This window comes from Photobacterium rosenbergii (assembly GCF_003026455.1).
In the GTDB taxonomy this organism is placed as follows: Bacteria; Pseudomonadota; Gammaproteobacteria; order Enterobacterales; family Vibrionaceae; genus Photobacterium; species Photobacterium rosenbergii.
In genome coordinates this window covers 1-24,217 of record NZ_PYMB01000022.1, presented here as the reverse complement: position 1 = coordinate 24,217, position 24,217 = coordinate 1, and the positions used below count along the sequence as shown (strand labels likewise).

The 24,217-nt window shown below is 44.8% G+C and carries 24 protein-coding genes and 2 tRNA genes; 7 read left to right on the top strand and 19 right to left on the bottom strand.

Annotated features, from left to right (window positions below):
- Positions 1-121: 121 nt before the first annotated feature.
- From C9J01_RS24120 to C9J01_RS24075, 10 genes are all read right to left on the bottom strand, one after another.
- Positions 122-760 (bottom strand): DUF1190 family protein, encoded by a 639-nt coding sequence (locus C9J01_RS24120; protein WP_107300671.1) that lies wholly within the window; start codon positions 758-760, stop codon positions 122-124.
- Positions 761-770: 10 nt separating this feature from the next.
- Positions 771-1,187, bottom strand: coding sequence for a DUF350 domain-containing protein (locus C9J01_RS24115; protein ID WP_107300670.1), 417 nt, complete (start codon positions 1,185-1,187; stop codon positions 771-773).
- 33 nt (positions 1,188-1,220) lie between these two features.
- Positions 1,221-1,853 (bottom strand): YjfK family protein, encoded by a 633-nt coding sequence (locus C9J01_RS24110; protein ID WP_107300669.1) that lies wholly within the window; start codon positions 1,851-1,853, stop codon positions 1,221-1,223.
- A gap of 58 nt (positions 1,854-1,911) precedes the next feature.
- Complete coding sequence (locus C9J01_RS24105) at positions 1,912-2,946, bottom strand: potassium channel family protein (protein ID WP_107300668.1); 1,035 nt, start codon at positions 2,944-2,946, stop codon at positions 1,912-1,914.
- A gap of 23 nt (positions 2,947-2,969) precedes the next feature.
- Positions 2,970-3,656: a PspA/IM30 family protein gene (locus tag C9J01_RS24100; protein WP_107300667.1), complete on the bottom strand. Its 687-nt coding sequence runs from the start codon at positions 3,654-3,656 to the stop codon at positions 2,970-2,972.
- Positions 3,656-4,054 (bottom strand): DUF2170 family protein, encoded by a 399-nt coding sequence (locus C9J01_RS24095; protein ID WP_107300666.1) that lies wholly within the window; start codon positions 4,052-4,054, stop codon positions 3,656-3,658. The genes C9J01_RS24100 and C9J01_RS24095 overlap by 1 nt, the downstream gene beginning before the upstream one ends.
- 266 nt (positions 4,055-4,320) lie before the next feature.
- On the bottom strand, positions 4,321-5,388 hold the full coding sequence (locus C9J01_RS24090) for a hypothetical protein (protein WP_107300665.1): 1,068 nt from the start codon (positions 5,386-5,388) through the stop codon (positions 4,321-4,323).
- Positions 5,381-7,843 carry a TcfC E-set like domain-containing protein gene (locus tag C9J01_RS24085; protein ID WP_158264595.1) on the bottom strand — a complete coding sequence of 821 codons (2,463 nt, stop codon included), beginning with the start codon at positions 7,841-7,843 and terminating at the stop codon, positions 5,381-5,383. Before C9J01_RS24085 ends, C9J01_RS24090 begins: the two co-directional genes overlap by 8 nt.
- Before the next feature lie 27 nt (positions 7,844-7,870).
- Positions 7,871-8,527 carry a hypothetical protein gene (locus C9J01_RS24080; RefSeq protein WP_146157113.1) on the bottom strand — a complete coding sequence of 219 codons (657 nt, stop codon included), beginning with the start codon at positions 8,525-8,527 and terminating at the stop codon, positions 7,871-7,873.
- 145 nt (positions 8,528-8,672) lie between these two features.
- Positions 8,673-9,203 (bottom strand): CS1 type fimbrial major subunit, encoded by a 531-nt coding sequence (locus C9J01_RS24075; protein ID WP_107300662.1) that lies wholly within the window; start codon positions 9,201-9,203, stop codon positions 8,673-8,675.
- Between the two features lie 302 nt (positions 9,204-9,505).
- Between C9J01_RS24075 and C9J01_RS24070 the strand changes: the two genes are divergently transcribed.
- Positions 9,506-10,192 carry a hypothetical protein gene (locus tag C9J01_RS24070; protein ID WP_107300661.1) on the top strand — a complete coding sequence of 229 codons (687 nt, stop codon included), beginning with the start codon at positions 9,506-9,508 and terminating at the stop codon, positions 10,190-10,192.
- A 9-nt stretch (positions 10,193-10,201) separates the two neighbouring features.
- Here the strand turns inward: C9J01_RS24070 and C9J01_RS24065 are convergent, their stop codons facing one another.
- Positions 10,202-10,477 carry a hypothetical protein gene (locus C9J01_RS24065; protein ID WP_107300660.1) on the bottom strand — a complete coding sequence of 92 codons (276 nt, stop codon included), beginning with the start codon at positions 10,475-10,477 and terminating at the stop codon, positions 10,202-10,204.
- A gap of 309 nt (positions 10,478-10,786) precedes the next feature.
- Here C9J01_RS24065 and C9J01_RS24060 point away from each other — a divergent pair, with 309 nt between their 5' ends.
- The 4 genes from C9J01_RS24060 to C9J01_RS24040 all read left to right on the top strand — a co-directional run bounded on the left by C9J01_RS24060 (position 10,787) and on the right by C9J01_RS24040 (position 14,499).
- Complete coding sequence (locus tag C9J01_RS24060; protein WP_107300659.1) at positions 10,787-11,362, top strand: winged helix-turn-helix domain-containing protein; 576 nt, start codon at positions 10,787-10,789, stop codon at positions 11,360-11,362.
- Positions 11,363-12,084: 722 nt separating this feature from the next.
- On the top strand, positions 12,085-12,777 hold the full coding sequence (locus C9J01_RS24050) for a hypothetical protein (RefSeq protein ID WP_107300657.1): 693 nt from the start codon (positions 12,085-12,087) through the stop codon (positions 12,775-12,777).
- Between the two features lie 527 nt (positions 12,778-13,304).
- Positions 13,305-13,850, top strand: a complete 546-nt coding sequence (locus C9J01_RS24045) for a peptide deformylase (protein WP_146157112.1) — start codon at positions 13,305-13,307, stop codon at positions 13,848-13,850.
- Between the two features lie 31 nt (positions 13,851-13,881).
- Positions 13,882-14,499 (top strand): PadR family transcriptional regulator, encoded by a 618-nt coding sequence (locus tag C9J01_RS24040; protein ID WP_107300655.1) that lies wholly within the window; start codon positions 13,882-13,884, stop codon positions 14,497-14,499.
- Positions 14,500-14,572: 73 nt separating this feature from the next.
- On the opposite strand, the gene C9J01_RS24035 is transcribed toward C9J01_RS24040, so the two are convergent.
- The 8 genes from C9J01_RS24035 to C9J01_RS24000 all read right to left on the bottom strand — a co-directional run bounded on the left by C9J01_RS24035 (position 14,573) and on the right by C9J01_RS24000 (position 23,420).
- Positions 14,573-15,319, bottom strand: coding sequence for an ABC transporter ATP-binding protein (locus C9J01_RS24035; protein ID WP_107300654.1), 747 nt, complete (start codon positions 15,317-15,319; stop codon positions 14,573-14,575).
- Positions 15,319-16,410: a FecCD family ABC transporter permease gene (locus C9J01_RS24030; protein WP_237157060.1), complete on the bottom strand. Its 1,092-nt coding sequence runs from the start codon at positions 16,408-16,410 to the stop codon at positions 15,319-15,321. Before C9J01_RS24030 ends, C9J01_RS24035 begins: the two co-directional genes overlap by 1 nt.
- Positions 16,407-17,615, bottom strand: coding sequence for an ABC transporter substrate-binding protein (locus tag C9J01_RS24025; RefSeq protein ID WP_107300653.1), 1,209 nt, complete (start codon positions 17,613-17,615; stop codon positions 16,407-16,409). Before C9J01_RS24025 ends, C9J01_RS24030 begins: the two co-directional genes overlap by 4 nt.
- 221 nt (positions 17,616-17,836) lie before the next feature.
- Positions 17,837-20,338 carry a phosphoenolpyruvate--protein phosphotransferase gene (gene ptsP, locus C9J01_RS24020; RefSeq protein WP_107300652.1) on the bottom strand — a complete coding sequence of 834 codons (2,502 nt, stop codon included), beginning with the start codon at positions 20,336-20,338 and terminating at the stop codon, positions 17,837-17,839.
- A 19-nt stretch (positions 20,339-20,357) separates the two neighbouring features.
- On the bottom strand, positions 20,358-20,669 hold the full coding sequence (locus C9J01_RS24015) for a PTS fructose transporter subunit IIB (protein WP_107300651.1): 312 nt from the start codon (positions 20,667-20,669) through the stop codon (positions 20,358-20,360).
- A gap of 286 nt (positions 20,670-20,955) precedes the next feature.
- Positions 20,956-21,798, bottom strand: coding sequence for a helix-turn-helix transcriptional regulator (locus C9J01_RS24010; protein ID WP_107300650.1), 843 nt, complete (start codon positions 21,796-21,798; stop codon positions 20,956-20,958).
- 224 nt (positions 21,799-22,022) lie between these two features.
- The gene (locus C9J01_RS24005) at positions 22,023-22,337 is read right to left on the bottom strand and encodes a PTS fructose-like transporter subunit IIB (protein ID WP_044620522.1); all 315 of its coding nucleotides are present in this window, start codon (positions 22,335-22,337) and stop codon (positions 22,023-22,025) included.
- A 21-nt stretch (positions 22,338-22,358) separates the two neighbouring features.
- A complete protein-coding gene (locus C9J01_RS24000) occupies positions 22,359-23,420 on the bottom strand; it encodes a PTS fructose transporter subunit EIIC (protein ID WP_107300649.1) in 1,062 nt (353 codons plus the stop codon).
- Between the two features lie 457 nt (positions 23,421-23,877).
- Between C9J01_RS24000 and C9J01_RS23995 the strand changes: the two genes are divergently transcribed.
- Both C9J01_RS23995 and C9J01_RS23990 read left to right on the top strand, forming a co-directional pair.
- Positions 23,878-23,968: transfer RNA gene (locus C9J01_RS23995), tRNA-Ser, on the top strand.
- A 128-nt stretch (positions 23,969-24,096) separates the two neighbouring features.
- Positions 24,097-24,173 (top strand) — tRNA-Asp (locus C9J01_RS23990).
- The last annotated feature ends 44 nt before the right edge of the window (positions 24,174-24,217 follow it).

Sequence of the window (24,217 nt, the reverse complement as noted above, 5' to 3'; positions counted from 1 at the left end):
ATGAACTTGTCAATGTTAACTACGCGGGAGGCGAACTGGTCGATCAGATCGTATTTCACTTTTTGATGAGTATTGATTGGCTTCTTTTCAAAAAGTGATGTTGTGATGAGAGATAGGCTGCTTAGCCTCCCCACCCTTTGCTTCCACTCGAAGAGCGGCTGCTGCTCCAACCTGATTTTGCTGATACCGTTGAACCAAAACCACCGCGAGAAATCGTGCGACTGACGGTGGGTTTAGGTTTCATCTGATCTTTGCCTACCCGTACCTTAGTGTTCTTGTAACCGCTTCGGCCGTAGTCATAGCCGTCGGCAGTGGTCCAGCGGTCGTAAAAAATACTGCCGGGGTAGTAGGAACGGAACATTGGCTGTGAATAATAGCCACCGCGATCCCTGTCTAACATTCTTGCAAACATGAACCCCGCCATAGCAGGCATAAACCAGTTATTTCCTTGCGGCTGCATACAGGCATTGGTACCGAACTCTGCCTCGCAATCATAGCGGGAGTTGTACTTTGGCGCAGTGCGGGACGCTTCCTGCAAGGCAAATTGGTACGCGGCTTTGCACTCTTCGGTGTAGTTCGGGTTGTCATCCACACAATCATTGAGCGATTCATAGATAACTGCATCTTCGTTGCTGTCGCTGCAACCGGAGAGCACAGCTGTTGCAAAAACTGCGGTCATGGGAGCAGCCATTGAGCCAATTGAGATCGGGCGCCAGTTCTTTTTCATACTGGCGAGAACGACATGTTTACTGCGTTTCATGGCGTCCCCCTTAGTATGTCATACAGGCGGCATTGAGCAGGCCAACAGACACCGAGGTGGCCGCCATGACGATACCGGCAGGGATCTCGCCCGCTTCGATACGCTCGACGATTTTTGGCATGAAGCCGAAACGCAAAATAGCAAAGGCAATCAACTGGGCGAACAGGGCAACAATCCCCCATAACGCGAAATCAATGAGGTTAACCGAGTTGCTGGCTGCACCGGCGATAGCGAGACAGTAACCTATGATAGAGCCAGATAGCCCGATAGCTGCTGCGATGTTCTGATCTTCTTTAACCAGTTTCCACTCATCATGTGGGGTAAAGCGGACGTAGACGAACTTGAATACCAGCAAGAATGCCAGTGACAGGGCAAAGTAAAGAAGAAATGCGCCTAGGCCGGCAAGTGAGTTAGTAAGTACTTCCATGTTAATCCTATTCTTTGTCTAAACAATTGAATGTTAGCCTATTAGCTTGAAATCTGTGGGTGATAAATCAAAGCCGGTACTGATAGCGACGCAGCGCTCGGCTTGGTTGTGGTAGATTTTCTCCTCACCAGCCACAAGCAGAGACTCGAATTGTTCATTACCGGTATTGCGCTCGTAAATCATCACAAACTGATCGGTTTCACTGATGGTGCCATTTTCTAGCCAGGTTTTTTCTGTCATGGCAACGGGACGGGAGTTTTCCCAGACTTTGTCGAACTGAAAGCCTTCTAGCTCCCAACTCGGTTTGACGATTTCATGATCGAGCAAATGCTGCCACTGGCTCTGGGTATCTATAGGGCGCGATTCGTAAAAGTAATAGAGTTTGACTTCGCTGACATCGGCTTCGGTTGTGCCGTGGGTTAATACCTGGATAAAGCCATCATCGTCGGTGTAATAGCGCAGCAGGCGGGTTTGCTCGTCGAGGTGAACTTCACCGACCGCTTTGATGAGTTGGGTGCGTGAGGCCCCCTCGATAATCAGGTCTGGCTCTATTAACCGCAGCTTCAGATCATCAAGCTCGAAAGCGCCACCTAGCCTTAAACCCAAAATTTCAGGGCTGCTCGGGGGAGCGGCCTGTGGTTGTTTCTTCTTGAACCAGTCAAACATAAACACTCCCGTGTTGTTTGGTGTTGTTTGGTGTTGTGAGTTGATACCTTGATGCTTGCTAGGTGCACTTTGACCAGTCAATTTGATCTACACGTTCGTCGGCAATATAAAACAGCTTGGCACCGGGCGGGACGTCACGCTCAAGTGGTGGGTTTAATTCCACGCCTTTGCCTGTATCGATGGCAATAAGGATAGCTTCATATTGCTGCTTGAAGCCGTTGAAAAGCGGCGCAACCTTGCTTGGCTTCGAGTCTGTTGGGAATTGTACTGCGTACTGGGTCATCCCTTTGTGGGTGCTAAGTAGCTCGTGGTGAAGCTCGCTTGAACCAGGGTCGATAGCAGCTTTTGCCAGCATCTCGACCGCTACCGACGGAATACATTCCACATTAGGGCAGTGATGCTTGAGCAGATCACTCAATGACTCATCGTTGAAGTAAGCCAAGATATGGGCGTTGGGGTTTTGGTTGGCACAGAACAAGGCTGCAGAGAGTGTCACGTCATCTTCACTGTTGTCGATAACAATACAGCTTGCAGTTTCGACACCCGCCCTTGCCATTGATTGGCTGTCGGTAAAGCTTGGCGTGCGGACGAATTCAATGTCGCCCGGCAACGGGTTTTCAATGTCCGGGCGGACACACAGTACGATGGCTCGGTGGCCTTTTTCTTCGTATTGCAGCATTTTTATCAAGTGCAGGGTACGCTGCTCGTTCCACCCTAGCACCAGAATGTGGTTTTCCACCGATACTTTCCTCCGGCCTAACAATCCCTGTTTCCAGTAATCAATAAAGACACTTGCGACTCGACCAACCGCTAAGGCAAATAGTCCCAAACCGCCAGGGATCACAAACAGCATAACGACCCATTTTCCGGCTACGGTTGATGGCGACATATCGCCGTAACCTACTGTAGAGGCACTGACCACCAGGTAATACAAGAAGTCGGTTGGGCTTTGTATGAGTGCGGACTCACCTACAGCAAAGAGCAAGATATAACTGACAACGGTATAGCCAATCACTAACAGGAGGAGGTTTCTGCCACTTAGCGCATGGAAATGCTGAGCTGCCCAGCGCCGGAATACTAGCCACAATGACATACAACCTCCTTATAAAACTGCGGTTACTGGCCCAAGATACGCTTTAGTTCATCTTCTGCAGAAGACTGCTTGCCTGCAGTTATCCCCGCGTCGGCCAGTTTTTTGTCGAGGCTACTGCCCGATTGCTCTTCTGCCATTTCGGCAGCAGCTTCAAGCTGTGCCGACTTTTCGGCCTGACGCTGCTTGATACGCTCAAGTGACTCGACCGCCGTGTGCATCTTGGCATTGGCACCAACATTGGTTGCCGATACCGCAGACTGGGCTTTTTGCACCGCTTCGTTGGCCTTGACCACATCCACTTGCTGCTCTAACTGGCGAAGTTTGTCTTTGGCTTGGCTGATATTGGTACGCATCTTTTGCTCAGAGGCAATAAACTGGTCGAGGTAGGTTTGTTCTGCCTGCTGCTCGTTGCGTAGCTCAGCGACCTTTTGTGCGCATTCAAGGGCAAGATCTTGCTGGCCTTTCTCCATCGCCCCCCGGGCATGGCCCTCGTACTCTTCGATTCCCTGCTGGAAGCCATCGACTTTCTGCTGTGACATCTTGCGCTTGGCAACGATGCTGACCAAGGCTTCGTCAGAACGGCGTAGCTCTTGTTTGGCTTCACGGATCTCCTGATCGAGGATACGTAGAGCTTGGTTGTCGGCAACCGACTCGGCGGTTTCGTTCACACCGCCTTTGATCGCGGTGAACAGTTTCTTCCAGACACTCATTACGCAACCTCCTTGAGGTGATCTTGGTATAGCTCGATGAAGGCTTCGACATTGCGGAACAGCGTCGCAACCTCAATTACAATGCTTTCTGCTTTTGACTGGGAAGACAACGAACCGAACGCAACATAGTAGTCGTTGCCGGCAATCTCATTGATGCCGATAGTCGATAGCGGGAACATCTTGTGGGTGCGCAAGATGTCGTTGTTGAGCGAGTCAATGTCGTTGACCTGCTCTGCCGGGAATAGCAGCACCTCTACCAGAATTTGCTCGCCAGAAACGGCCAAGAAGGCTTCGATATTGTCTTCGTTGCGCAGGACCAGAGTTTGGTCGTTTTGTTCTACTTCCCAGCCTTCGTGCTCACTGAGAAGTGGGATCAGTTCAGAAACTTGCCACGTCATAGTTGCTACCTTTTGGTTTAGGTGTCAGCGAATAGAATGAAAAATCTACTCTTATTATGAGGTTAAATTGTTCAATTACCATGAAATGCTGTTTTTTTGTTGTATTTTTGTGAGCTGATTTATGCCGCTGTGAAGACTGGTCCATTATCTAAAAGCGCTGGAGAACACTGCTTGTATTTCTCCTTTTGTAATCAGCAGTTATTCTCGTCGCGCTTTGAACCTATGGATAAGTCAGGGGAAGCTTTCTTCTTTGCTGTGGGGGAGCCTTAGAAATCGGCCTCGAAGGTGAGGTTTACAGTATCAAAATAGGTCTTGCCCGTTTCGCCGTGTTGACTGACTCCAGATAAAGTGAAGTCAATATACCCTGGGTATTCATAAAGGCTGTCGGTAAAATCTGCACCATCGATATAGGTAGGGATATTATGTCGCAAGTCAAAAGTCCTTCCTTGCTTGGGGAACCGTGCCTGAGTTGCCAGTTCCATCTGGGTACCGGCAAAGTTGCAGTCCCCACCAGAGGTAGCAGAGCTCGGACTGCTACATGTCATGGTGATACTATAGCGCTCATTACTTTGTGCTCGGAAACGGACTTTTCCGGTGAAAATATCATCATTCCCATAAGATTGCATCAGTGACACCGAGGTATAGGGCATATCAATCTTAAACACATGGCCGACAACCAAGCTGAGGGTTGGGATGTATGGTGAGACCATCGAGGATTGAGTGGTGCCTTGGCTCATTGCAAGTTCGCTACTTTTGAACTGGTATCCACCCCTCGTATAGTAAATCCCTGGAGGGACATTGTTAGCGTCAAGCAACTCAAATGCCAAAGTGTAATAGAATGTCGGGTTTGTGTTAAGGTACGGCGTCTCTTCTAACGTGCTATTGCTATTGATACTTTTTTCTACAAAGAAATCCCAGGATAAATTAAGGCTAGCACAGGTGTCGCTCGATTTAAGGGGGCCAACCCAACCCAAACTTGCTGTTTTTCTCACACCCAATGGTGATATTTTTAATTGTGCTGTGCCTTTTCCCTTACTTTCATACAGGGTCACAACCGCTGGCTGTCCAATCCGTATGTTCAACGTGTGAGAGTGTATACCTTGTGATTTACCATTTAAGAGATATTGGTTGGCATAAGGTTTATTTTCAGAGCAAAGAGCTGAATTTGCTACTCCCGACCTTGGAAAGACATAGTTGCTTGTAGCTCCTGGGGTGTAGTAGAGCAGGCTAATAGGTATAGTATATTGAGCACCCTGTACCAGCCCGGACCAGAAAGCCAAGCAGCTTGCAGTGGCTAAAATTCGGATCATTGTATTCATTTTTGCTTTACCCATTGTGGCACCCTATTTTGCCCAAATACACGAAATCCTGGCTGTTGCTGAATATCAGGCTGTCGTCAAGATTGACGGTACAGATTGCGCGGCCCTGGCTGTCGAGCAGCTCTATCACCGGGTACTGGCGTGATACTGTCAGCTGGAAATATTCCTCATTGACGGTACCGAGCACATCGATGGTAGATTCGTGGTTGCTGACGGTGATCTTGGACTCGTGGTTCTTCAATGTAACGCTGTCGCTGCCTAAGTCACTGAAGTCGATGTAACCAGCGGCTTCAAACGTCTGTCTCGGGTCGATGGAAAGAAACGCATAGTTGCCTTTGTAAAGCACGAATTCGTGACTATAGTCATCGATGACGGCATTCGATGAATTTATGTACATACTGCTTTCGGTGAAAATGGGTACGGTCACCAGAGTGTTGCTATCCCTAAGCTTGACGGAATTCCCCCCGCTGACATCCGCGCGCACCTCGATATTGCTTCCTGGCTGGGTGTCCATATTGACGATAACCCCAGAGCTGGCCCTGTTACGGTCGAAGGCATAATGGGTTCCTGAAAAGTACATGTTGCCACTGACCCTTCCATATTGATTGCTGTTATAGTTTCCTTGCTGGGAATCTCGGTACACAAAGCTGCCCAGATATGCATTGGCACTGTCGAACCTGAAATTACCATCGACACCGAGCCGTGCGAACTCCTCTCCCCCTCCGGCAGTGAAGGTCAACTGGCTCAGCTTGCTTTCCTCCGGCAGCTGCCTTGACATGATGACTTCGCCATAGGAAGACTCGCTCTGCCCGGTATAGATGAAGTTGGTGCTCAGTGAGTAGTCCCGTCGGGCTCCTAGGGTAAAATTGATTGACATCGTGGCTAGCAGGTCATCGGTCGATGAGGTCCCCAGTGAGGTACTCAAGTTCGCTGGTACGCCGAATACGCTGACGGCATTCTGGTTCTCGATACTCAACTCGTTGTAGTCACTACTGTATTGCGGCGCACTCGCCTTTGACGTATATGCATTGAGCATGAACAGCTTGGAATAACGCTGGTTCGGCATTAGAGATACGTTCAAGAAGTACGAATGGCTCTCGGCACCGAGCAGATCGCTAAAGCGGTAGCTGAAGTTGCTGTTTACCATCTTGTCCAGCAGTGTACCGCTGTAGTTTGCCTGTAAGTTTATCCCCCAGTCTTTTGATTGGATATCGAGTTCGGTTGATAGTTTGACGCCCAGAGGAAAAGCTGGCTGGTAATTGATCGTCGACTGGAAATATTGGTTTGTACCTATGTTCAGTATCGAGAACGAACCGGTAGTGAAGTCACTGATTTTGGACTGGTAGGCGAAACCTGCTGCCAGATCATCGTATTCTCCATCCAGTACATCAAGTTGATGGTGTCTCGAGTTCATCATCCCCAGTGCTAGTGTAAAACCATTGTCGGTTAGCGAGTTGCTGACCGTATCTGTAATGGCCTCTAGTTCCTCGCCACTTAAAGACCGGCGAATAATTGACACGTCATAGACACCGATCGGAAAATCAGAGACCGGAATTTGTGCCATCCCAGCCTCTGCGCGTGTGATGTAGAGCAGGCGGTTGCTGCGGTAAACCTCAACCATGCCGGTAAATGGCATGAACACTTGCAGGGGGGATCCCGTTCCTTGCTGTTTGTTCCTGAATGTTTCGCTGGTTGACGAGTACCAGCCGCCCACCATGTTGCGGCTGGGGATGACCCCGATACTCGAGTTGTACAGGTTGTTCTGACCAGAGGACTTGAATCCTAGCTCATGTTTTATACCGGCATAGGTTCTTGAACCCAGTAACTTACCGACGTTGAGCGAATTGTCCCCGTTGTAATGGTCGAAGTTCGGTTCGGCTTCAATGAGGTATTCAGCATAAGAAATCTGCCCGAACAGTGATAGGGAGCCGTTGGAATTGTCACCTTCCGTGAAGTTGGCGTTGTATCGTACGCTTCCGCTTACCGTATTCACCGTGCTGCGACCTATGTGTTCCCGCTCCAGAGAGCCTATGCTGCTATCAGCTTCAATACCGAAATGTTGGTTCAGTGCTGGGACGGATATATCGTTAGGTTGAAGATATACAAGCAGTACCTTGTCTTCGTACTTTTCTTTTAGCGTAAAGCTCAATGCCCTGCAGAGGCTTTCACTGTCAATGATGTCGCGGATGAGCGCGCTTGAGGCACAGCTGTATGACTTGTTGAGCTCAAGCTCTTGCCCATCCGAGTGGTAGTGCTTTGTACCACTTTTGGATAAAACAATCTCACCCTCGTCAATGGTTTTATTTAAATAAAGCAATTCAGTAGGTGTGGCTGTATGGCCGAGCAGTTCTTTGAAACCGGCAGGAGTGACAAAACTGAAACTATTATTTTGCTGAGCGAAAGTGTTTGTTTGTGTGGCTGCACCTTCGTAGCAATATAGCGCCGCCAAGACAAGTATTGTTATTCTCATTATTTGTGTCATAGGATTATCAACATATTATTGACTAGTGATTACTTTCTTACCGATACCAGGTTCGACTAAATCACATTGCCAGGATAATTGGCTTTTACCCTTGTTCATTAAGCTGAAATCTAATTGGCGCTTGGGTGGCAGACGAAATTCCGTAAATACTTTGCAGTCATTTCCCCTGCAAATGTTGCAACTCTGCAGCAGGGTTATACTGTCACCGCTGTTGGTCACCTTGCTGCCCTCGATGTCGAGTTGGTAAGTTGGGTTCGATTTGACGACGGTGACAAACGTGGTAGAGGACATTGAAAAGAACAATGTAGCTTTCTTTTCGTCCTTGTTTTCAATACCGGTATATTCGACTTCTGTAACTGGGTAAAAGCGGATCTTATAATTCTTATCTGCTTTAATCGCCTTGCCGGTATATATTGCTCTTACGTTAGTTCGCCCCCCTGGTGGAATAGCTATCTTATTTGGAAGGACAATTAATTCGTCTTTCTTTAGCTTTCCACTGATCTCTATGAGCTCTTCATGTCCGGTTCCTATAGTTTTAGGGGAAATATAATAAACGCCGACTTTTACAAACTTTGGGCTCTCCTTATCGGGATTGGATATTTGAATAAGTGTTGATGAATCTTTGCTATTAGAATCTATTGTCATTACTTTGTTGGGCACCGATACTTGCATGATACTAGCAAAGGAAGGTACGCTAAAAAAAATGAATAGTATTAATAGTCGAGAGACGTTGATTTGATATATCATGGTTTATCCACGTTAAAAGATATAGAGTGCTATTGCACTCCATATCATAAATAATGAAAACTATGTGAGATTAGAACTCATCTTCAAAAACAATATTAACAATACCAGAGTATATACCGGCAACATCGTATGTAGTTGCCGCTGTTTCTTGTTCTATTTTTAGTTCAAGTTGATGTGTTTCAAGTGCCGATGGTGTCTGGGTGTTTTCAACGATGCCTTGTGGTGTATCGCTTAGTGCTATGTTATTTACACTTACTGTTAACGGTATTTTTGTACTACCGCTCATCAGATGAGAATCTTGTTGCAGATGTGCAGTAACGCCAACCATACTCTTTGCTTCTAAATTAATAGCGTATGGAATGAATTTATTTGTGTTTTCATCATATTGAATATCTACTTGGCCAGGCCATATTGTTCCAAATAAAGGATTGATACTAAATGATGCTGAAGGGATTGTTGCTGATAAATTGATGACTTTATTAACTCTATCACCGCTTGCAGCCATAACTGTTCCACTAGAAGCTAATACAGCTAGAATTAGAGAAGTAGCAATTCCTGCTTTTGGCCTATGTGTAGCTTTAATATTCTTGTTGTTAAACATACTTACTTACCTTTTCTTGTGTAATATAAAATAAAACATGGTAGACATGCTTTGTTTAGAAGACGAGTTCATTATATTTACCAGTTATCGAATAAAGCCAATAAAAAAAAATTAAAAGCATTAATTTTTTACATTACCAACATTATTTATTTTCAATAATTGCTTAAATACCAATTAATTGTTTTTAATCAAGATTAACTTGCTTAATATCTGGCTTATGGGGTTTATCGATAGCGTCATTTTTATAGTAGTGATGTGACTTTTAAAATTGGATTGTTCATGTTTTTAAAGGAGTTAGTCCGATGGCACAATTAAAGTTTATTTTACCGTACCTTTTAATTACGGCTTTATCTCCGACTGTTCATGCAGAGAATAGTTATGATTATATTTCAGGAGGTTTTCAATACTCATCTGTCAGCAATAACGAGAACTTATTACCAGAGGATTCGTTCTCTGGATATTATCTCGGTGGGTCGTGGAATTTTTATGAGAACTTTTTTGCTGAGTTCAGACATGAAATGAAATCTAAAAATAACTTTGTCCTATCAGATTCAATGATAGGTTTAGGATATTACTATTATATTAACCCTGAAATTACAGTCTATGCGATGCTTGGTGGGGTGGATTATCGTTTAACTTATGATTTGACAGACGATATCATACCCGATGGTGCTTTTGGTGAATTGGGTTCGACTAATTTGGGTATAACGACTAATAATAGTGCCCTGGCTGCTGAGTTAGGAATTAAGTGGGATGTGTTAGATAAACTAACAATCGGACCGGCTGTATGTGTGATAAACTATGATGAAGTTATTGTCGATTATCGACTTGACTCAGCCTTTGAAGTTTATGATGGAGTAAGCGTTGAGGCTAATGTAGGATATCAATCTATGGATCTAGTTAAGACATTTTTTGATAACTCAAAACTTAATCAAAACCTAGATTTTGATGAACTGAATTACCAACCAGGTGTTCGTTTTTCATTCTGATCAATTATCCTATTTGTGAATAATTTCACTTCTTCTAAGTGATGCTTGGGAGGTTTTATATTGTTCGATATCATTTTCTTTTAGTTTGTATTCTAGATCATTTGAAAATAGATAAAATTGATCTTCTTTAATACTTAAGAAAGTACACCTAGTTTTAAACTGCTTACCTATAGTACCAGTCCAGTATATAAAGCCATCATGCTCAATAAGATGTAACTCTTGGTGACTAAAATTATAGTTCTCATGTAGTAAAACATTTAATGTATTGATATTAATATTTCCCATGTACACCTGACATTACTATTTCAATGTTTCTCGCGGTTATAAGCTAAGCTACTATATCCGTAGATAATCTCAAGAAACAGTTAAACTACATTAATAATTCAAGAGTAAACCTAAGCGGTATTAGTATTTATGCGTTTGTACCTGTTATTTTTTAATAATAATAATAATTAATATTAATTAATGATTACCTTGTTAAGATATACTTTTAACCTTGTATGTTTTAATGTACATTGTGGTTTTTTGGTTAGGCGCTTTCTTAATATAATAATAATAATTTTATAATGTCTTTTATAAAGGGCGCTACGTGTAATGTGTAATTCAAATGATTCAGTATGCAAAAGGCTGTTTTTAAATGATGATGTATATTTAGTCGAAGAAAGGAGGTCTATAACCAATAGTAGGAATGGTAATGAGGCTGTGTTTTCAACGTCTGAGGTCTCAATTATAAAAGAGTTAGTTTTGGCTAACGGTAAACCTGTTTCCAGACGTTATTTACTCGATAATTGCTGGGGGGGGAGAGTTGTTACGAATACATCATTAAGTGTCGCAATAAATAAGATAAGGGAAAGGCTATCAAGTGTAGGATTAGAGGATACGATTCTAACTGTGCCACGATTTGGCTACCAAATTAACTTAACCAATGATGAGAAGTTAGAGGTTGTACCGTTATTTAATCAATACCAAGAAAAGGAAGTTGATAAGGAAATAGAATGTGAAGAAGTTTGTTCAGAAGGTTTAGTCGAAGAATTAATTGATAATGATATAAAAAAATTTGAATATTTTAGGTTAAATTTAAATGCGTTGGGGCTTTCTAGAGACTTTATTATAGTTTTTACGTCATGGATAGTCTCTACGATTATATTCACTTTTTTCTTTTTTAATTGATAGCTTCAATGAGAGAACTTATCATATGCATTTATTATATAACTTAAGGCTTATATACAGTGGCGTTTTATTGTCTTTATTATCGTTTGTTATGATTGGAATGTTAAGTGCCCTTTTCGATAACTCCAGTTATATTTTTAAACATGAGTTTGATAGTTTAAATGAAGGGTTTTCTTTTAAATTTTCCGAAGGTGAGTTTATAGGAAGTTATAGTCTTACACAAAGGGATAATAGGTTAATGTATATTGATTATAATGGCTACTATCTTAAATTTTTCTCAAACTACATTACCGTCTCAATAGCTTCAAGTCGTAGTGATGAAGATATTAATTCCCGATTTACAATGAAAAGCCTCAAGGTAATAGAAGTTGGTGAAAGATATTTATTAGATGCGAAAATACCTTCGCTAATCATTAATAATAAATTAGTTAGAGGATCTCGAATCATGTACGAAGGTGAAAGATTTCTATAGTAATAGTTGTTTGGTTAAATAATCATGTAAAGTTTTATTTAATATTTCGCATATTGTTTACGAAGGTGGTGATTGATTTGTTCGCGTTACCACCTTTTTCAGGCTGAATGTATTTTATATTCTTGGTATTGTTTCAATTTCCATTAATATTAATTAAACCTTATTTCTCGTTTTTAACTTAACATCTTTCTGTAACGTGCCACACTATACCCAAACGACAAGGAAATGGTAGGTTTGAGGTAAGAGCGTTATGCTGGATATTAATGATTACTCTAATTATATAGTTACTCTTGAACCTGTAATTAACAGTTCGCGGGTGATTGTTGGGTATGATATCGGATTGAAGAATAAAGATGATGTGCTTGGTTGTGATGCAATCTTGGATTATTCAGAAAAACTGAACCTCATTATATATATGCTTGATAAATTAACATACCTTATAGAAGGTCAGGCAAAGCGGAATAGTTTTTCAAATACTATTTTCTACATAACATTGGAATCAGAGTATTTAAATGAACCAAGAGTTTTGATTTTTGTTAGTGTTTTAAAGAACTTGCTTGAGAATAAAAAATCTAGTCTTGTGTTTACTCTTCAGTATAGTGATTTTATAGACAATTCAAGCCATTTATACTCATATGAGTATTATTATCAACAATATAGTCAAATTGATATTGGAGTTATATGTACTGATACGGTAAATTTCCATCAACTATATTATCAACTCGAGCTACAAAAAAATAATAACATTTCTGTTGTTAAATTAAGTATTGATTTGCGATGGTTTAAAGATATTATCACACAAGTTAGCCCTATATGTAAAAAAAAGGGTACTATGATTTTTTTCGAAAATGTAAATGATGATGGACTTTTCTTTGAAGCTTCAAATATTAGTAATGCTATGTGCAAAGGCCGAGTAGCTGGTGGTGTTATGTATCTAATATAAGTTTTTGTTATATTATTCAAAATTTTAAAATGGAGGTTGTTGATGATTCGCTTTGTTGCTTTATATTCAAGTAAAAATAAGCTTGTTTATAGCTCTATTGTTTTTGCTTTTTTATTATCCTTTTTTTTAGTTTAATTTTTTGTTCTTCAATATGATAGCCTTGTACTTTCTTTGGTTCTGTTTCTATATATTCCTATTACAATTTTTTTATGTATGTGTTCGAATTATAAGGCTAAATATATTAATTGATCATGCTAGAACAGTTGTAAATACTGTCAATGCCTAAGTGTATATAGTCTGAGTTGGGAGGATATAAAACTATGAATTCATTTTTTTACTTTGCTATTTCATTGGTTTCAGCTTTATTGATTGGGGTATTAACTGTCTCGGCTCTATATGGCAGTAATAAATTTGACACAATAAGAGAAAATCATTGTTTTTCGTTATATCTTGATAGTGTAGGTAAGTAATGCATAAATCTATTTTTATTTTATTAGGTTCAACTTCTCTGCTCGGATGCAGTTCAATTGAAACGACAGATGATACTCCCTCCATTAATGATACTGTTTTTTGTTGGTGATGTCCTCAGAAGTCGTGCTGAAAATGTTGATCCCATTAGTGATGAAACTAAGCTCATTGTAGAAAAATTAATAAAGGCAGCGAATTCGGGTAAGAATGCTGTGGGTCTCGCAGCACCAAAAATTGGTATAGGTAAGTCGGTATTTGTTTACCGAGTTCCTGAAAGGAAGGATGGGGCTGTGATTTTTCCTGATGAATGGGAGGTGGCTGTCAACGCCACCTATCAACCTGCAAGTGATGAGATAGTAATGATGTCTGAAGGGTGCTTTTCAGTCCCTCATTTTTACAGTAGGTCAGTGCCTAGGTATAAAAAAATACACTATAGCTACTTCACTCTTGGCGGAACTAAGGTAGAAGGTACAGCAGAAGGCTCTAAAGCACAGATTATTCAACATGAAACCGATCATCTAAACGGTTTTTTGTATATCGACAAACTCGATGATACGGGTAGCCTTGGTAAACTCAGTGAACTAAAAAAATCAACGAGCAAGTAAATTATATCTAATGGAAGAGATAAGATAGACGATGGCATTACAACACATAATACTGACACGGCTAAATAGTCAGGAATCGACTGGGTACGATATCACGAAACACTTTCGTCAATCGCGAGGGGTAGATTGGGTTGCTGGACATCAACAAGTGTACCGAGAGTTAGCAAAACTCGAAGCTCGCGATGCTGTTAGCCATACCGTCTATCCTCAAGATAGGAAGCCGGATAGAAAGGTCTATAAGATCACGGCTAAAGGACTAGAGGAACTAGGAGACTGGGTAAAAAGAGGTCAAATTTGTTTGCATCCATTCCGTGATGAAATCTCGGCTAAGATTTTGGCAGCACAACCTGATGATTTACCTCATGTCATTCAGTCTTTAGAGAACCTTAAAGATAAAGTTGAGGCGAATCTTAAGCAGATTCAGCAAACCAATACTAAATGGCTTGCTGACAAAACGGCGAATAGCCACGAAATCATGATGAAGAAAATCGTTCTCAACAGGACGAAAGCTCACTGGGAATCTCTTCATGATTGGTGTAATGAAACCATCTTCGCTTTGAGGGCAGTTTTAATTGAGCCCAATGAAAAACCTCAACAACATTCTGAGTGTAATTCGTTGAGTGAGAGTTACTTTGAAGGTACTCGGTAAGTGTTTTAATCCCCCCCCGGTTTCGATGCTGCGCAAAAGGGCAGACAGAAAACCGGGGGAAGTTTTTGCAAGATTAGGGCTGTACTACCACCACCGGGGTTTCATTGAGTTCGATGATGGCTGAGTTGACATCAAACACATCGCGGATCAACTGTTGGTCGATAATCTGCTGCGGGTCGCCAAAGGTGAAGAGTTTGCCTTGATGCAGCGCCGCCACTTTATCGGAATATTGGATTGCCAGGTTCAGGTCGTGTACCACCATCAGGACGCATGCAGCATGACGGCGGGTGTAGCCCTTAACATATTCCAATAACTTTAGCTGGTTATTCATATCCAAGGCGGCAGTTGGCTCATCGAGAATAAGCACCTTGGGTTGATTGATCACTGCTTGGGCCAAACCAACCATCTGGCTTTCACCACCTGATAGTTCGGTACACACTTTATTGGCCAGATGCAAAATCCCAATGCTGTCGAGCAAAGCCAGTGCTTTTTCGGCACTGTTTGCGCGGGTAAACAGCGAACTGACGCCAACATGCATGGTGGTGATGAGCAGTTCAACCACGGTAATACAGGCATTGATCCTATGATCCTGTGGTAGGTACCCGATATCGTCCAATGCAAGGGGGTTACCCTGCCAAGAAAAACAGTGGGGATCTCGCTTGATGAGCTTGGTCATCTGCTTGAGCACGGTGGATTTTCCTGCACCGTTTTTTCCGATCAAAGACACCATTTCACCGGGCTCTATCGTTGGCAACGATAAGTCATCTAACACTTTCTGCTGACCATATGAGACAGACAGATTATTGATATTTAATGTCATCAGAACTTTCCGCCTTTTTTGATGATCAAGAAGATGAAGAACGGAATACCCACCATCGACATCACGACAGTGAGTGGCAGGATGATCCCCGGCATGATGGTTTTGCTAGCAATAGACGCCAAGCCCAACAGCACAGAGCCGAGTAAAAAAGAGGCGGGTAGGAAGAAGCGTTGATCTTCACCCAGAACCATGCGGGCAATATGAGGCGCAACCAAGCCGACAAAACCGACTGCACCGACGAATGATACAGATAGGGAAGTGATTAGCGAGACCAGCAGTAAGGTTTTGATCCTTAGGCGATTGACATTGATACCCATCGATTCAGCCCGCTCTTGGCCAATTTTAAGCGATGATAGCTGCCAGGCATCTTTCATCATGATGCCAAGCACCACAGGAAGTACAATCGCTAACACTGTGATCTTTTCCCAGCTGCCCCGGTCGAGTGAGCCCATTTGCCAGAAGACCAAGGTTTGCAACTGTGTTTCGGTCGCGATGTACTGCATCATGGTCAGCATACTGTCGTAGGCAAACATGATGGCGACACCAAACAGCATGACACCTTCGATAGAAACCCGTTTTACCGAGGAAATTCCGGCAATCATAAAGGTGGTCAGTAGGCACATGATAAAGGCCATCACTGCGACCTGATATTCAACCGGGATGAATGGGATAGCAATAACATTGGTGATCACCAATGAAGCCCCAAATCCTGCGGCTGCGGACACACCGAAAGTGTAGGGATCGGCAAGCGGGTTGCTTAGGGTTGTCTGCATCTGTGCACCGGCCAATGCCAATGCTCCGCCAACCAATGGGGCCATTAGCGACATTGGCATTCGGATATCCCAGATAATCACCCTGCTGGCAATATCGCTAGCGGCAGGATGGAAGATCCCAGCTAATACCTGGGTTAATGTCAGGCCTTGTGAGCCTATTAGGATGTCGGCAACCACACATATAAGACTGAGGATAAAAAAGCCGGCCAGTGCGATTTTCTTCTTTTGGTTACGCGCCCGGTGTTGATGCAGGGCAGCCGCAATGGGGCTGCCTGCTTGTTCGACGGACGTAGCTTGAGAAAAGGCTACCTCACTCACTTCGCCGCTCCTTTTGACTTTGCAGCGCCCTTGGAAATAGCCTCAAAGTTGTTTTGGCCAAAAGTGCCGCTGGCTTGGCGGTTGGCAAAACGGAGGTTCATCTCTTCGAAGGTTTTCTCGGGATCCAAAGAAGCAAATTGATCCGGATGGATCCACTTGGCGAAGTATTCCATTGCAACTAGGTTATACGGCGAGTTGTAAAATGGCATATAGATGGAATACACATCCTTGCTCTGGTAGCCGCTGACGGCTTTAAGCCACGATCTATTCATGAGGGATTGGGTAGCCTTGCTGATTGCTTCCTCATTGATAGGGGAGTAACCCAGAGGGATCCCGGCGGTCGCATTGCCTTTTTTATCAATCCAACCGGTCGTTTGCATAATGTAGACATCAGGCCGTGCGGCGATGACGCTCTCTGGTGACATCTTACCGGTGATGGCTCCTTTCAGTGGCTTATCAGCAATATTGGTCGCCTTTAGGAAAGGGATATAGGCACCCATGTTACCGGTTGCAAATGTCTGGCAGCATGACCCGTCGTAACCGGCAGCACGCTCGATAAACACCGTTTTGCTTGATTCGCTATTTGGCAGGTTGGCAACAGTTTGCTCTATTGCCTTTACGTGCTGTTGGTAATAATCGGCAAAGGCCTCACCTTGGTCTTCTCTGCCTAGTGCTTTAGCCAAACTGGTGACAGATTTGACAGTGTTTTTGATGGGATCTTCACGGAAATCAATGGCAATCACCTTGATGCCAGCCGTTTCGAGTTTGTCGAGTAGGCCTTTTTCCCGTGCAAGGGCAATGTTGGAGATATCAACCACGAACACATCGGGTTTGTTATCCATATTGATAAAGCGTTCGGCATCAAATTCCCCGGATTTGATTTTGCCGATTTTCATCACCTCGGCCAGTTCCGGATAATCCTTGATATAGCTGGCATACATGCTCGGCGCAGAGAGGCGCATGTCATCGCGCCAAGCGACGAGATGATCAGCCGCATCTTGCTGGTAAATGATTTCCAACAACGGAAATACACGGCCGGTAGAGAGGGCGACATGCTGTGGTTGCTGCTCAATGGTAACGGTTCGGCCAGCAACATCAGTCACAGTGACCGGGAAAGTATCAGCGAATGAAGCAGATGAAACACATGCCGAAGCAAGCATAACGGAAGATGTGAGCAAGGTTCTCAAAAAGGGTGACTTATTCATTGGTGATTATTATGTGTTAGAAATATGAATCGCCATGCTAATGATAATGCTTATCACTTTATATATCGTTTATTGGAATATAATTTTCCCTAATTGTAAATAATGTAAATGTGTCAGCTAGTTACCCATTTTTACTGTAGGGGTAATGGTCAATAAAAAGCCCCCTGACCGTCCGAATGAATCAGGGGGAAGCTAAGGTTTTTCCTTGGGGAAAAGTGATGTTATAAGGCGAGTTCTTGTTCTAGCATCTGGATCATCGCCGCTTCATCACCGCAGTTCCTCAACTTATCGCGAAAATCCTGGTGGATCAGCTTGCGGGCCAAGCCAGAGAAGATCCGCATATGCTGGTCACCTTGTTCTTTGTTGAGGGTAAGCATAATGATGAAATCAACATCACCCGCATCGGATTGCCAGTCAATTGGTGAATTGAGTTGGGCAATGCTGATGCTTGAATGGCGGATATTGTCGGATTTGGTATGCGGGATGGCAAAACCGTGTCCGAGCCCGGTTGAGAATACTGCTTCACGGGCCCAGATATCGTCTTCTAACGCGTAGGTGTTGTCAGTACGCCCTTGCACGCCTAAATTGCCGACCAATGCCTGTACTGCCTCTTCTTTGTTGGCAAAATCCGCATGTTTGAATACACAATCGATACCCAATAGTGGTTTGTCTTGCCCGGTTGCTGATGCTTTATCGAGTAGGGCGGTGACATCTGCGATAGTGGGGCATTGGCAGGCTTGTTCGAACAACTGCTGGCAATGGGCAAGTGTTAAGCCATTAAGGGCAGCTTTTGCCGTGGTGATTTTAGGTGCGCTCATGCTAATTTCATCAAGCCCGGCGCCGACCATTAACGGCAATACGTTGGTATCTGCACCTAACTCACCGCAAAGGCCGACCCAGCGCCCGTGATCGTGTGCTGTTTTAACAACTTGCCCTAGCATCCGTAAGAAGGCAGGCGCTAAGCTGTTGTAGAGGTGGGAAACTTGCTCGTTATCCCTATCAACAGCTAACAGGTATTGGGTCATATCATTGGAGCCGATACTAAAGAAATCGACCTCCTGACAGAACTGGTCAATGATGAAAGCCACTGAAGGCACCTCGACCATGATCCCAAGTTGTACCTGCGCAGAGTAGGCAATATTGCTGTTATCAAGTTCGGCTTTGACATATTCCAGTTGCTGCTTAACCCAGCGTATCTCTTCAATGCTCTGGATCATCGGGATCATAATCTTGGTGTTGCCAAAGACGGATGCGCGTAGTATTGCCTGTAGTTGGGTGCGGAACAGTTGCTCGAACTGTGGGTATATCCTAACCGCACGGTAACCTAAGAACGGGTTAGTCTCATGGGGCAGGTTGAGGTAATCAATCGGTTTGTCGCCGCCGATATCCATAGTACGAATGATCACAGGCTTTCCGTTAGCGGCTTTTAGTACTTCGCTGTAGTGTTCGTATTGTTCATTTTCATCAGGGGCCGATTGGCGATCCATAAACAGCATTTCGGTTCTGAATAGGCCAATGCCCTCTGCGCCATTGGCAAACGCAGCAGAGGCTTCTACTGAGCAAGCAATGTTTGCGGCAATTTCCACATGGTGGCCATCATTGGTGATGGCTGGCCGGTGGATAAACTGCTGTTTCTGCTTATGTTCCTGCTGGTTAAGCATGATTGCGCGTTGGAAGTAGCGCTGGACAGGCTCGGTGCAATCAGTCGCCAGCACGCTTAGTTGGGCGTCAATATATACGGGTGTATTCAAGGCTGATCGGCACTGCTCGGCGGTAATTCCTGATAGGGTCGGGATGCCAAAAGCCCGCGCAAGGATCACTGTGTGTGAGGTGCTACCTGCATGAGTAAGTACCAACCCCTGCAAATAGTGTTTATCCAAACCGATAAACTGGCTCGGAGTCAGGTCTTTGGCAAAGAGGATGCAAGGCTCGGTCAGTTCAAAATCGCGCTGACATTGTATCTCTGGATAGGCCGCTATTAGCACCTGTTCTGCCACATCCCTGATATCCAATACACGCTCGCGTAAGTACGTACTTGCTGATTGCTCCAGCTGCGCACTTAGCTTATCGACAGTCGCCAATATGGCATTAGCCGTGGTGTGGCTGCCCAGTAGCTCGGTGACGCCACCGGTAAAGTTGCTGTCGTTTAAGATAGCAAGGTGGGCGGTCAGTATTTCTTTTTCCTGTAGGGATGCTGTTGCTGCAGTTTCAGAGAGGTGTTTGGTAACTTGCCGGTGGGCATTGGAGAAGCGTTCTGCCTCGCTGTTGCAGCCCGTATTGTCAGTTATTGTGGCGAATCGGTTGAGGTCGCTGTGGGTAAATTTAACGAGCTTACCTTGGCCTAACCCAGAAGCAAGCCGCTTACCTTGCAGTAATGTAGGCTGGTGGCGCATTAGTGATTGGGGCAGTGGAAACGCTTCGTTATTGTCTTCGCTTGCGAGGGCTTCATCACAATGGGGAAATTCGTTGTGAATAAACCCTTCAAGCACGTGACTGGCTTGTTCGCTGTCTGAGCCCTCGAAGATTAGTGTGCAGTTATCATTGAACAACGTATCTGTGCCGACAAGAGACAACACACTTTTGGCATCACCTTGGTGATTGTTGCGGTGGTTCACTAGTGTAATTTGGCAATCAAACCGGCCGCAGGCTTTTTCGAGATGTGTTGCCGGGCGGGCATGGATACCATTGGGTAGTTCACAACGGAAAGCAAATTGGTGTTTCATGGGTACGACTGCCTTGTAATTAATGCGCTAACAGCTGCTGACATTGAGAGAATACCCGGCGAGGACGCTGTAGGGCATCTTGGATAGTGACTTCGAGGCAACGATGGTTCTTGAATCGGGCACTCTGTTCGATATTAATATCGGCGGCGAGGACGACGACATCGGCCCGTGCGATATCTTGTTCGCTGAGGCGGTTTTCAATCCCCATGGCGCCCTGGGTTTCAACTTTGATGCTAATGCCGAGTTTCTTGGCGGTTTCGATTAATTTGTCGGCGGCCATGTAGGTATGGGCAATACCGGTTGGGCAAGCTGTAATTGCGACCACTCTCATCATTTTCTCCAATCGTTTTAACTCTTTATGTCATTACTATAAGGAGAGGCAAGTGATGGCGGTAGAAGAGAAAACAACCCTTTACTGGACTTTTGTAGCGCCCATTTATAAGCGTGATAAGTCTCTCATTTTGCGGTCGATCTTATGTGATTACCGTGTAATAACGGTCGGGAGCGGTTTGTGTAACCTATAGGGAGCGGTAATACATGGTCCACTCCCTGTTGGGATTAGCATTTTTAAGGCTACCTTGCCCGGGGGCATAGTTTGGCATAGCTTTCTGCTGTCATTAATGGCAGCGATATTCTGTCGGGGTTTTCCCTGTTTTGCGCTTGAATACCCGGCAGAAATAATTGGGGTCGTGGTAGCCGCAGCGCTGGGCCACTTCTTCAAGGCGGAAGTTGTAGCGCTTGAGCATGAATTTGGCGCGCTCCAGCCTTACCCAGGATATGTAATCGGCAAATCGCATGTGCCCCTCCTGCCGGAAAAGCCGCGACAAATGGTTCGGTGAGATATTGAAACGCGCCGCCACGGTATTACGGTTGATATTGCGGTGGAAGTTCTCCTGCACGTAAATACAGATCCCCTTGAACATGTCTTCGCTGCGACGGCTTGTATCTTCTGACGGTTGGGCCAGCATGTCTTTGCAATAACTGAGCAGTGCAAGCAATAGGAACTTATCGGCAGGCTGCTTTTGCTTCTCGTAGGCGAGGGTAGATAGCGCAGTCAGAATATGGTCGATAGCCCGGCCGGTTCTTTGCGGCACACTGTATTTGACCACGTCGTAGAAGCCTTCCTCGTTTTCATGCTTGCTGACAAGGCTGAAGCCGAGTTGGCTTTTGCCAAAGAGCAGGCTGAGTACCGAACACTCTTTGTCCCAACTCGGCTTGTTCCAGGCGTTGGCCGGGATAAAAAGTGCATCACCAGGTCCGAGTAGGATATTTTCAATTTGATGCTTTGGGCTTTCCAGTAAGTTTTCGTACTGGCCATTGAAGACCAGTTCCAAACGCGGAAAGTTGACCTGGTAGCTGGCTTCGGGAGGTGGGATATCATCGCCGGCAAACCAGATGGTATTAAAAGAAGTACTGTCGGAAATGACATTGTCGAGGAGATCAGCGAAGGTTTGCTTCATGGTTTACATCTACCCAATCACTCGCCACTGGCGTAGTGTTATCAAAAAAGAAAGGCTAGTTCTGAAAACATATAACTTACTGAAGACTAACCGTTTATATGATACCACTCTAATATCTACCTCCTCGAAATGATATTCTGTAAACTGTTGAGTAGGTATCATTTTTCGACGTCGTTATGTGCCAATGCCTTGGCTGTTTAAGGCCAAGGCATTGTTGTGAGGATTTAAGCTGAAGCGAGGTGCGCTTCGATTTTATCCATAATTTGCGGGGCTTTCTTCACGGCATCTGCCACTCCGACCCTAACGATTTTCTTGCCCTTGAAGCGCTCTTCATTTTTGATTGCGATATCTTTGGTCAGGATAACGATATCTGCATTCTCCACTTCGGCTGACAAGATTTCATTTTCAATTCCGATAGAGCCCTGGGTTTCGATTTTGACTTCCCAGCCTTTGGCTTTGGCGGCTGTTTCTAGAGCTTCTGCTGCCATGTAAGTGTGGGCAACGCCCGATGGGCAAGATGTTACGCCTAGTAGTTTCATGTTGTTTCTCCCGAAATATTGTTATTCGAAATCTAATTCAAGGGTGTCTTCCGCCGAGTCATCTTCAACTTTGGCGTCTTGACGTTGTTCGATAGGTTTTTTCAAAGCGTTGACCATTAGGGCGGTGGTCAGGGCACCGGCGGCAATACCGACGATGTAGAACACGCGTCCGTCCACAACGGGTAGGACAATCAGGCCACCCCATGGCGCATGGTTAAGGACGTTGAACATGAAGCCGACGACGTTACCGACCATACCGCCAACCACGATAGATGGAAGTACGCGCATCGGGTCGGCAGCGGCAAAAGGAATTGCCCCTTCGGTGATACCGATACAGCCCATAATGCCAGCGGCTTTACCCGCTTCGCGCTCTTCGTCGGTGTAGCGCTTTGGTGAAAGCAGTGTTGCTAGGAACATACCCAATGGCGGCACACAGATAGCGATACCAACACCACCCATCAGCCATGGTTGGGTTCCGACTTGGGTTTGGGCGAACAAGGTCGCGACTTTGTTGATTGGGCCACCCATGTCAAAAGCAGTCATGCCGCCGAGCACCATACCTAAGAAGGCTTTGGAGGCACCTGCCATACCCTGAAGCCATAGGTTCATGCTTTCCATCGCCATGGCGATGGGTGTGCCGATCACCCAGATCACCAAGCCAGAGACAATAAAGGTGCCGCCGATAGGCAGGATAAAGTAGGTTGAGATGGCTTTGAGCTTGTTGGATAACGGAATACGCTTAAGCTGCAGGACAACATAGCCTGCAATGAAACCAACTACGATGGCACCAAGGAAGCCAGCTTGTACTTGGTTAGCGAGGTAAGCGCCAATCATACCCGGTGCTAATGCTGGGCGGTCGGCAATCGAGTAGGCGATATAGCCGCCGAGTACTGGGACAAAAAGGGTAAAACCGGCGATACCCATATCCCATAGGCCTTCAAGGAATACGCCTTCCGGTACGGCACCTTTACCCCCAAGCATCACTGACAGGGCAAGTAATACCCCGCCGGCGACAACGAAGGGGAGCATGTGGCTGGTACCCGTCAATAAGTGTCTTTTTAACACTGACAGTTGGCTTTTCATTGTGAATTACTCCATGTATTTATGGTTTATTTTTTTAGTTGGCTTGGCAGCCAACGCAATAGGGTTGAGCGATGTTCTAAGACAGATTGTTGTCTGGATGGCTGTAATTATGGGACGGTCAACATGACGAAACTATTGGATAAATAGGCCATTAGCTGGACTTTTGTACCCTACGAAATGAGATGTGATTTAGCTCTCAGGCCAACAGTGAGGGCGATCACTAAATCATGCCTGCAAGGAGGTTGACGTGAGCGTGATGTATTAAAAGTCCAGTTGGTGAGGGAAAATCCAGCCTGTGATTGGGTTATTGAGTTCAACTTCTGAGGTGAAGCGGAGGAAACCCCGTTAAACAGTCTGTTTTTTGCTGATATTTGTTGTTTTTGTTGAATATATAAGCACTTGAATCATTGATGGGTTTACAAACCCAACCCTTACGATTAATATACGCCGCACTTACGGAGAGATGGCTGAGTGGTTGAAAGCACCGGTCTTGAAAACCGGCATACGTTAATAGCGTATCTAGGGTTCAAATCCCTATCTCTCCGCCACATTTCAATAGTCAGTAGTAATACTGGTTATTTGACCTTCTGGGTAAGTAGGGTTCAAATCCTCCATACCCAGAGCGTCTCCACCAGATTCTAGAAATTGGGCTTTATGCCGGGTTTCATACAGAATTGGAGCGGTAGTTCAGTTGGTTAGAATACCGGCCTGTCACGCCGGGGGTCGCGGGTTCGAGTCCCGTCCGCTCCGCCACTACACTGAAGGCTCAGTCGAAAGACTGGGCCTTTTTTGTATCT